This window comes from Clostridium sp. AM58-1XD (genome assembly GCF_003464085.1).
Classification (GTDB): Bacteria; Bacillota; Clostridia; order Lachnospirales; family Lachnospiraceae; genus Lachnoclostridium_A.
Window position 1 is genome coordinate 209,998 of sequence record NZ_QSDR01000001.1, and the last position, 9,617, is coordinate 219,614.

The window sequence follows — 9,617 nt, forward strand, 5'->3', positions numbered from 1 at the left end:
TCATGTATTTATACAAAATATTCCGGTCCCAGACGGGGACCGGATGGTGTTATGATGCGGTGACCAACCGAATGGCCGGACTAAAAGGTATGGAAGATATGGAAACCACAAAAACCATAGAAACCACAGAAGGAAAGGGAGAGGTGAAACCATCTTGCACAGCTCCTTCTGTCCTGCATATCTATTTGAAAGATCATGGCTTGATTAAAGAGACGAGTGTGATGAAGATGGAGTACAGGGCCGGGTGGGAAGAATACTGCAGGACGCTTTCCTGCGGAGCCTCCAGGCTGACTCTGGAATTGACAAGACGATGCAATATGAGGTGTTCCTACTGCATTTATTCAGGCAGATATGAGAGGGAAAGAACCCATCAGGACATGGCAATGCCTTTGGAGACGGCGAAGAAAGCGGTGCGTCTCTTTGCAGAACATTCGACAGCCGTAAAGGCGGTATGCATCAGCTTTTACGGCGGCGAGGCGCTGCTGGAATTTGAAAAGATCAGGAAAATTGTTTCTTACGCAGAAAAAGTATTTGGAGACAGAGCAGTGTACTTTCATATAGCGACAAACGGCGCGGCCCTGACGGAAGAGGTAAACCACTGGCTGGCTGAAAACCGGTCGGTCATGGTTGACGTTACGGTAAATGGATACAGCCACGACCGGTACAGAAAATTTCCTGACGGAAGGGGAAGTCTTGACATAATTATGGGAAACCTTATGAAATTAAAAAAGAGTTTTCCGGAGGTATATTCCAGGCAGGTAAACTTTATCTGTAACTATGCCGGAGGAAGGGAACTCGAGCAGCTGAGAGCGTATTATGAACATGTGCTGAGTCGTCCGCCTGCATTGATTACAGGCATCGAACGGGAAGGCGGGGACGAATATATCCGCTGTCTGGGGCAGGGCCGGGAAGAGAGCGGTCAGGAAATATATGAAAAGCTGCGCCGCGCTTACATATATGAAGAGGACGCGTTCCTGCGCTCATTGTTTGATTCAGAGATGACAGTTATTCACAAGAGAAGCCCGGAACAGCTGACGGGACACATGGAGATTGAAAACTGCTGTTTTCCGTTTCTGACCAACATCTTCGTGCAGGCAGACGGAAGGCTGAACCTATGCGAAAAAGCGCCTTATGATATGGATATGGGCAGTGTGGATACAGGCTTTGACATGGCGAAAACAAAAGGGCTTATGGCGGAATATCTGAGCGTGCGAAATGCCAGATGTCCGGGCTGCTGGGCCCAGCGGTTTTGCACTATATGTTTTAAAGATATCACGGCAGACGGGAGCAGCGATCAGGGGAGCATGGACGAAAAATGTAAACTCATGCGGGACAGGATCAGAGACAATCTGGCGCTTTACTGCACGGCGGCAGAGGAGGCCCCGGATAAGATAAAGCGGTACGGCCGGATGGAAGCAGCGGCTGTATGACAGTATAAAGAAAGAGGTGGAGTGTATGGTATCATCGGCATTAAGCAAGGTATTAATAAAAGAGGCAGCTCCTGTTGCGGAGGCAATAAAGAAAAATCTGAAGTCAGCCTTGGGTGAGGTTTCAGAAAATGTCAGGAATCCATTATCCATAGAAGGATTCGCAGAGGCGGCGAGGAACAGAGTTGACCATGCTGTGGCGTTGGAGAGAAATCCTTCGAAACTGTGCAGGGACATTTCCCACAGGCTGCTGGAGAACTACGAGGCATTCGGTCCTGCGGCATGGCAGAGGGCGGATGTTCAGGGGCGGCAGGTCATGATGGGCCGGATGCTGAAGATATTCGGCGAGGAACTGGAGCTTCCTCGGGAAGTTCAGAAGAGGCTGACTCTGGAAACGGCGGTCCTGGACGAAAGAACTCTGGGAGCGACCAATCTTTTTGTACGGTTGGAAAAGGGAGGAGAGCTGGTAGTAGATGAGAGGGTGAATCCGACCATCACACTGAACAGCGCCCTGTTGTCTGAGGGAGCCACCTTTGACCAGGCGATGGAAACCCTGTTTCATGAATCCCTCCACGTGCTGCAGCAGTCTTCTGTGACGGAATCAGGCGGCAGAATTCTGGAATCGGCTCATCAGGAACTGTGGCGCAATGAAATCGAGGAGGCATGCAGGACGAATATGGGCAACGTGGCGGGACAGAACTTTGAAGAGTATATAACGAGTGAGATGGAAGCATATCCTCATGCATATGATGATTATCTGGTAGAGGTATACAATGCATGCCTGGGCGAAAAACTGAGAGGTATTATGGCCTGACGGGAGGAACGGTATGGTTGGAAAAATAATTTACGATAAAAATCTTATGAAACGGCCGTCGCTCAAAGGCTGGGACCTGACAGAGTACAGCGTGGAAGAGCTGACGATAGATCATTCCCTTGCCCTGGGGAATGCAGACAGAGCGGTGTATTTTCTTTCCCTGTCCAGTGGAGGCTTGAGATATCAGATTGATTTTATAAAAGAAAATAAGGGAGTGGGACAGTGGTTCATCGCAGCCTATGATGGCAATTCCAGAACGGTTACGCGTCTAAAGGATATTCTGGGCGATGTGGATTCTCCTTTGGAAATTATTCAGATGAAGGGAGATGGGATGGAGAAGTTAAAAAGCGCGATAGAAAGCCATCCTGTCATTCGGAGGAAGACCTGCCTGATCTATTCGAAACGCCCCTATACGGGCAAAAAGACATTGGCCGCCCTGCTGGCGGAAAAATGTCTCGGATGGCAGTTTCCTGTCGCAGAAGGTGACGAAGCCGTATTAGAACAGGAGAGCAGGGATGTGGAGAAGCTTATCGTTATGGGCAGAAGCCTGCAGGATTTTTCACTGGCTCATCCGGCTGTGTGGGATGGAACCGTCATATTATGGTACAACAGAATGGACCTGGATCTCCAGCGGTGCCGGGACGAGAAAAGCCTGTGGCAGGGCATACGGCAGGTGATGGGGCTGAGAGACTGGATTCTGCCGGAGAAATATCCACATTTTTACACAGGCAGCGCGCTCTACGAAAGCTGGAGGACGGCCGTCCGGTTGGACGAGACCTACGTGAATACCCTTCTGGTGGATGAGCGGTTCGTGATGTGGGACGACTACGGCCTTCCGCAGGTCAGACCAGAATACGCGCCGGCGGCGGCCGCCCGGTTTCTGGAAGCGCTGTGTTCCGCCGACCGGCTGTCGGAAAGCTTTGTTTAATATATTGTATGTGTTAAAGGAGAACGTATGATGAAAGAGAATATGACCATGGACAACATGGAAAATGATATCAGGGATCATGGGAACGCCCTGTACACAGTTCCCCGTCTGCACTTTGAGCAGATGGAAAAGATATTAAATGAATCATTAAAAGGAATCCCATCCGGTATGCGGTATAAAGGGCTGATGAACGAGATGGGAAGCTTCCATTTTTCACTGGCTGTTTCCGGAACGCAGTCCTGTGGAAAATCCACCCTTTATAACGTAATTCTGGGATATCCTATCCTGCCTGTATGCCAGACGGCCACCACTTCTTATTCGGTGGAGATCCTGTATGGAGATCCGGTTAAAATCACGGTGCTCTATGAGACTGAAGAAAAGGGGATGGTCAGGGAAAAGGAAATCAGCCTGATCATAACGGAGAGCTTCAGCCCCGTTATTTTCCAAAAACTGAAGGACTACGCATGCTTCTGTCTGAATAAAAGCGTGATGGGGATTGAGAGCCTCCAGTATTTCTGCGATAAATCAGTTACAGAAGGCGAAGAAGTGATCTATGGGGCGGATCTGGATTTGAATGTAGGCGACCCGCGCCATACGGCAGTACTCCTGATGATCCTATTGGATACGTATGTAGGCAGAACAATGAGAATCCTTCGGAAATTGAACTTGCAGTGCTGAAACAGAGAGGAGAGCTGTTCCGCCTGCTCAAGATTCCGGAGGAATGCCAGAATTATTCATTAAAGCTTTACTGGAACCATCCGGCTCTCAAGTCCGGCCTCCATCTCATCGACCTTCCGGGCCTGGATTCCGCCGTGAGAACGGCGAAAAAAGCCGGAAAGGTTCTGAAATCCCATGATGAAATTACTCTTGGGTACGTGCAGAAGGCTGATGCGGTCATGATGATCTTTACGCCGGAAGTCCAGGCCGGGAAAATTCCCGATCTACTGGAAGTGATTCTCACCGGAGAGCGGATGAAAGAGATCGCAAATAAGGACAGCCGTATTATTCCCGTTATTAATAAAGCAGACATGGTCACCAATATTAAATCTTCTACGAATGTGATACAGGGAATCCTGTACGATCTGAATGTGCCGTATGTATATCCGGTGGCTTCTATGTACGGGGACTATCTTCACATGAAAAACGGCTTTCCATTTGAGAGAACCGTATATTACCAGAACCAGCTGAGGGATGATGAGGATCTGGCAGGCGATGAGGAGATGAAGCTCCTGTACAAAAAGAAGCTGAAGAATAATTACGGCCGCATGTTCGCCTATTTTGGAGCCGACGGGGAAAAACAGTCGATCAATCTGGAAGGCTTTGTAAATATGATTACAAGGGATTATGTCGATAAGATGCGCTGCCTGAAAGGTTTGGAGCTTCTGAACGCCGGACTGGAAAATTATCATATGGTGATTACAAACATCGTCACCAGGCTGGAAATTCTCAAGTATATCAGGCAGAGCGGAGACGGTCTGGCGGAGACGATGATCAGGACGATCGATGAGACGGGAGGAAAACTGGTCGAGGAGTTCAGCACCGAATTCACCGCGGCGAATGACGAAATGATCGCTGAACTGAACAGGAAGGATAAGGATATCGACCGGTCAAAGGATGAATATATAAAAGGAATCGACGATGTTGAGAAAAAGGTATCCGGTATTATTAAAGATAAAATCGGCCGTATGCAGAAGGATTTCTTCGGCCATATGGTAATCGATAAGGACGGCAACGACAAGGCGAAGTCAAATTACAGAATCTATAACGATATGAAAAACGAGCTTCAGAACTTTTCCGTCCGTGATTATTTAAAGAAAAGTAACGATCAGTTTAAAACGACCACGGGGGATATCCACAAGAGCTACAAAAATAAAATCGCCGACCTGTGTGGTATGTATAATTCGTTTGCAGAAACGTTCCGGCAGGATATGGACAAGAGCTATGCCGCCATTTTAAAGGCCATGAAGGAAAAAGGAATTACGGAAGAAGAGTTTGAGAAACACTTTAAGCCTTTGTATAACCAGCTCAAGGAGATGGTCTGCGTCCAGGTGGCTGCATATGTAAACGGCGCCGCGTCCAGCCTGGCGGCGGATCAGAAGATGGAGAAGGCTCAGAATGCGGCCGCCGACCAGCTGGCCTCCTATAATCTGGCTGTAGAAAAGCTGTATCAGGAAGCTTTTACAAAATACATCGGTTCCGCAATGGGTAAGACATTCTTTGTGGAAAAGGATTTCTTTAACTACAAGGGAATTATCAGCAATGTGGACGATCCGTTTTTCAGTAAAGAAACGCTCGGGCTGATGGCTGGAAAGGTTAATGATATCTATGACGATTACAAGAACGGTGATAAAGGGGTAAAATCCTCCTTAAACAGGATCAAGGATGAGTACACCATGGATATGAAGAAGGATTTTGTTAATAATATGCGGAACCTGAATACATATATCCAGCATACGGTCCAGGCAGGAGTAATCAACATAGACAGCCAGATCGACGAGATGGTAATGAGAATGAAAGATTTCGGCAACAGGATCAGCAGGCTGAAAGACGAAGTTCTGCCGGCATTGGACGCAATGAAGAAGGAGAGCTGGGCGGAAAAAGACGTAAAGGCCGTCCTGGCCGGATTCGTTAAGATCGAAGATACGGTGAACAACAGGAATGCTGATAGGGAGTCAGGGAGGTGAGTCCATGTACGATGACATTTCAAAACAGAAATACCATATAGAAAATGAGGTCCTGGATGAACTTCAGTCTCTCTTTTCCCATTACCGCACGCTGGACCGGTCGCCGGACGACATTACAGGCGGGAAGGCAGAAGAGACCGTAAGAGAGACGCTGGAAGAGATAAACAGGCTCCCGGAAGGCAGAATCGGTCTGGAAGACATGGAGCTCTGCAGCCTCCGCATGCTGGGCAGGTCGTCTGAAAGAGACGACAAAAAGGAAAAAACAGCACAGCTGGGCGCAGCCAGATCCATAGCCTCATTAGGCCGCTCCTTTTCTCTGTCTTACATAGTGACGGAAAGAGGGGAAAGCATGTGCAGGATAGGACTTTCCGGAAAAAATGCGGAAAGGATAATCGGAAGCAGTCTGCGGGGGGCGTTCGGACAGGTTAAACTGGAGCCGGCGGAGCAGACGGAAAAAAAGGGGGCAGAATATACTGCCATTGCCCGCTGCCGCCTGGCATATCAGGACAGAAACGCCATGGAGCAACAGGATTCATCGGAACTTATGGAAAGCGTGATTGACGCAGCGGCCGCCGCCCTGCCGGATGATCCCTGTTCCCTTGAGATCCGGTTTGACCCGCTGGACATCCGGTGGGTGGAAGAGAGGGAACGGGAACTCAGAAGGCTGCAGGACATTTTAAATGAATACGCCCAGACCTCATGGCAGGTTTCCGCCAACACGGGAGCCAATGTAAACGTAAGCGAGGGGCTTCCAAGACAGGTGGTGGAGAACCTGCAGGGCCGGACGAACCAGTCGGACAGCAGCGGGATCAGCGTATCCCTGTCGGCCTCTCTCCGGCAGTCCCTTGCGGAAGCGGCGGCCAACGAAGCTGGTTACCGCCTGGAGCAGATGAATCATATAAAAAGGAGCGGAGGATGGTCGGTTACAGTTACGGCAAAAGCGGAGGACGAGGGAGTACTGGAAGCGTTGGAAGCGGCGGCCTCGGGAGCTTTTTTCCTTTCCGGTCTGTCTGTGACATGGGATCGTATAAAACCGTACCGCCGGACGGAGGCATCCGCGATACTGGAAGGGGACAGGATACACAGCATGTTCCGGCTGCCGGAACATCATTTTCCAGGCTTTCAGCGAATTGAAAACCGCGGCTTCGCTCTGGAGGCTCCAACGTTGAAAGAGGGAGACAGGGGAGTGGAAATCGGCAGGGTCATGTGGAATGAGAAAAGAACGGCCCGTTCATTTGCCCTCTCCCTGTCTGAACTCAACAGGCATGCATTCATCTGCGGAATGACCGGCTCAGGAAAAACGAATACGGTATGCGGCCTGCTGGAACAGCTGGACCTGCCGTTTTTGGTAATCGAACCGGTGAAAGGGGAATACAGATCGCTGGGGCTTCCCGATACGGAGGTCTATACGATGGAGGCGGAGACGGAAGAAACGCTTTCCATCAACCTTTCTGGTTCCCCTATGGAAGCAATCTGAGGTACCATATTGACAGCCTGAGGACGATCATCTCGTCTGCATTTGACCTCTACGCGGCCATGCCGGACATCCTGCAGCAGTGCCTGGTCCGTATTTACGTAAATATGGGCTGGGATCTGGTCACCAGCAGAAATATTTATCAGGGGAAGCTGCCCGAGGATATGATGTATCCAACCTTCAGCGAGCTGTGCGACGAAATCGAACGGTATGTGGAATCCAGCGATTTCGAAGGGGAAGCCAGGGGCAACTATAAAGGAGCCATGCTTTCCAGACTGCAGTCCTTTACGACGGGATCGAAGGGCCTGCTGCTCAATACGAGCAGAAGTACGCCGGTGAAACGGTGGTTCACCTCACGGAAAAACGTGATTATCGAGTTGGACGCCCTGGCGGAAGATGCGGATAAATGTATCGTGATGGGTACGCTCCTCACTCAATATTTTCAGTATATCAAGTGCTGCGTTCCAGGTACGGACCATCACCGGATGAGGCATATGATCGTGCTGGAGGAGGCCCACCATCTTTTTATGGAAGATACGGAATCGTCCAATGGCAGCAGCGCAAGAAAGCAGATGGTCGAGACTTTGAATAACATGCTGGCGGAGATCCGGGAATACGGGGAAGGCGTGATTATCGTGGACCAGAGTCCGTCCCGCGTATCGGAAGGCATTATAAAAAATACGGGAACTAAGATCGTTCACCGTGTGGATTCTGGCAGAGACATGGAAATGATGCGGTCTGCGCTGCTGCTGGAAGATAAGGACAAAGTGACGGCCGCCCTGGAACGGGGAACAGCTCTCGTCAGGTATGGAGAGATGGAGGCGCCGATTAAAATTGCGGTAAATCTCTGCAGCAGGAAGGAAGCGTTTGTCCTTGAAAAATTAAAGGATGAAAAGGATGAAAAGACTTTTTCTATAAGAAGCGCCGTAGACACCATGCTTCTCAACCCAGCCCTATGCAAAGAGCTGAAAGCAGTCTGTGGAAAATTTGTCTTACAGGCATTTTTTGACGGGCTGCCAGGCATCCGGGAAGGCATGAAGATTCTTTGGCGACGCTGTGACCTTCTGATTTCCAGCCACGGATACCAGGAGCTCGCCGTTGTATGCGGCAGCGGCAGAATCACAGCGGTGCTCGTGTCTTATGGGGTATCGAAATTTCTGGCAGATGAGTATCCGGAACAGTACTTTTTCCACAAAATTGCCCTCATGTACATCAGGAGGCTGATCGACCTGGAAACGGCGCCTGGGCATCAAATTACAGGAAATGAGTTCCAGATGTTTGCCGATTTCCGGACAGTCCAGATTCACGACAGGCTGGCGTCCATTTATGCATACAGCCAGGACCCCGCTATCTGTGACATAGTTGGCGGGTGCAGAGAGATGACGATGTACTGTGGAATTCTGAGAGACGTCATATCCGGGTTGAGGGCAAAGAACAGCCTCGGTCATGGGCGGCACAAGGGAAGGAAGAGGAACTGAACGAAGCGGTGGACAGGCAGCTTGGGAAGATTTTTTATAAAATGCCGGAGGAACCTGTAGTTATGATCCTGAAAAGTTACGTTATGCAGTATCTGAGCGCATGGACGGGAGCATAGAAGAGAGCAGAGATGGTGAGCGTATGACGAGGGAACAGCTGCAGAATATCTGCAATATTATGGATATGATTTATGGGAAGGATAATAAAATGCCGCCTTCTGAAAGAAGGCTCCAAAAGAGACTGGAGGAAATCATAAAGACGCCGTGCACCATCGGCCTGGCTGGGCGTCAGACCTCCGGAAAGACGACGCTGCTGAACGTATGCATCGGATATCCCCTTTTTCTTTCCTGCCAGACCATCGGCACATCCTGCCCTGCGGTAGTGGAATTCGGCGACGTACCGGAGGCGGCTGTGATCTGCCCGGAGTCATCAGGCGCGAGTAAAGGGGAGATATCGATTCCCTTCACCGTATCCGGCAGTCTGTTCTCCCGTCTGAAGCAGTACGCATGCGACTGCGTGAATCAGTCCATGGTATCCATCGAAAATCTATATTATTTTACGGATGGATGCTCCGTAGGAGACGAAATACAGCCGGACCGGCTGAGGCTGGATTCTGATGATTTCCGCCACGTCCTGTTGCTGGTCCTGATTCTCCTGAACGCTTATGTCGGGCAGGACGCGGGAGCGGAAGGAACGGGAGGCTGCGGGGGCAGATATATGAGAACTGCCTTGGAAGAGAAATTCTGCGCGGTCCGTTCAGAACTGCTGTCCGAGAAATTCTGCGCGGTCCGTTCAGAACTGCTGTCCGACCTGG

At 50.1% G+C, this 9,617-nt stretch carries 7 protein-coding genes; all 7 read left to right on the plus strand.

Translation table 11 applies throughout. The features are described from left to right. The first annotated feature begins 2 nt into the window (after positions 1–2). Positions 3–1,430 (plus strand): radical SAM protein, encoded by a 1,428-nt coding sequence (locus DXA13_RS00945; RefSeq protein WP_181995481.1) that lies wholly within the window; start codon positions 3–5, stop codon positions 1,428–1,430. A 25-nt stretch (positions 1,431–1,455) separates the two neighbouring features. Then, entirely contained in the window at positions 1,456–2,241 is a 786-nt protein-coding gene (locus DXA13_RS00950) for a hypothetical protein (protein WP_118241287.1), read from the plus strand. 13 nt (positions 2,242–2,254) lie between these two features. Next, positions 2,255–3,169: a hypothetical protein gene (locus DXA13_RS00955; RefSeq protein ID WP_118241288.1), complete on the plus strand. Its 915-nt coding sequence runs from the start codon at positions 2,255–2,257 to the stop codon at positions 3,167–3,169. 27 nt (positions 3,170–3,196) lie between these two features. Next, positions 3,197–3,847 carry a dynamin family protein gene (locus DXA13_RS00960; RefSeq protein WP_118241289.1) on the plus strand — a complete coding sequence of 217 codons (651 nt, stop codon included), beginning with the start codon at positions 3,197–3,199 and terminating at the stop codon, positions 3,845–3,847. Beyond that, entirely contained in the window at positions 3,841–5,853 is a 2,013-nt protein-coding gene (locus DXA13_RS00965) for a hypothetical protein (RefSeq protein WP_118241290.1), read from the plus strand. Before DXA13_RS00960 ends, DXA13_RS00965 begins: the two co-directional genes overlap by 7 nt. 4 nt (positions 5,854–5,857) lie before the next feature. Beyond that, positions 5,858–7,330, plus strand: coding sequence for a DUF87 domain-containing protein (locus DXA13_RS00970; RefSeq protein WP_181995482.1), 1,473 nt, complete (start codon positions 5,858–5,860; stop codon positions 7,328–7,330). A 1,575-nt stretch (positions 7,331–8,905) separates the two neighbouring features. Then, the coding region (locus DXA13_RS00980) for a hypothetical protein (protein ID WP_147347976.1) at positions 8,906–9,617 on the plus strand (712 nt) is incomplete at its 3' end.

Excerpts from the sequence above, each read along its gene's own strand:
- DXA13_RS00950 (WP_118241287.1), top strand. The coding sequence starts at position 1,456 with ATGGTATCATCGGCATTAAGCAAGGTATTAATAAAAGAGGCAGCTCCT.
- DXA13_RS00960 (WP_118241289.1), top strand. The coding sequence starts at position 3,197 with ATGATGAAAGAGAATATGACCATGGACAACATGGAAAATGATATCAGG.
- DXA13_RS00945 (WP_181995481.1), top strand. The coding sequence starts at position 3 with ATGTATTTATACAAAATATTCCGGTCCCAGACGGGGACCGGATGGTGT.
- DXA13_RS00970 (WP_181995482.1), top strand. The coding sequence starts at position 5,858 with ATGTACGATGACATTTCAAAACAGAAATACCATATAGAAAATGAGGTC.
- DXA13_RS00955 (WP_118241288.1), top strand. The coding sequence starts at position 2,255 with ATGGTTGGAAAAATAATTTACGATAAAAATCTTATGAAACGGCCGTCG.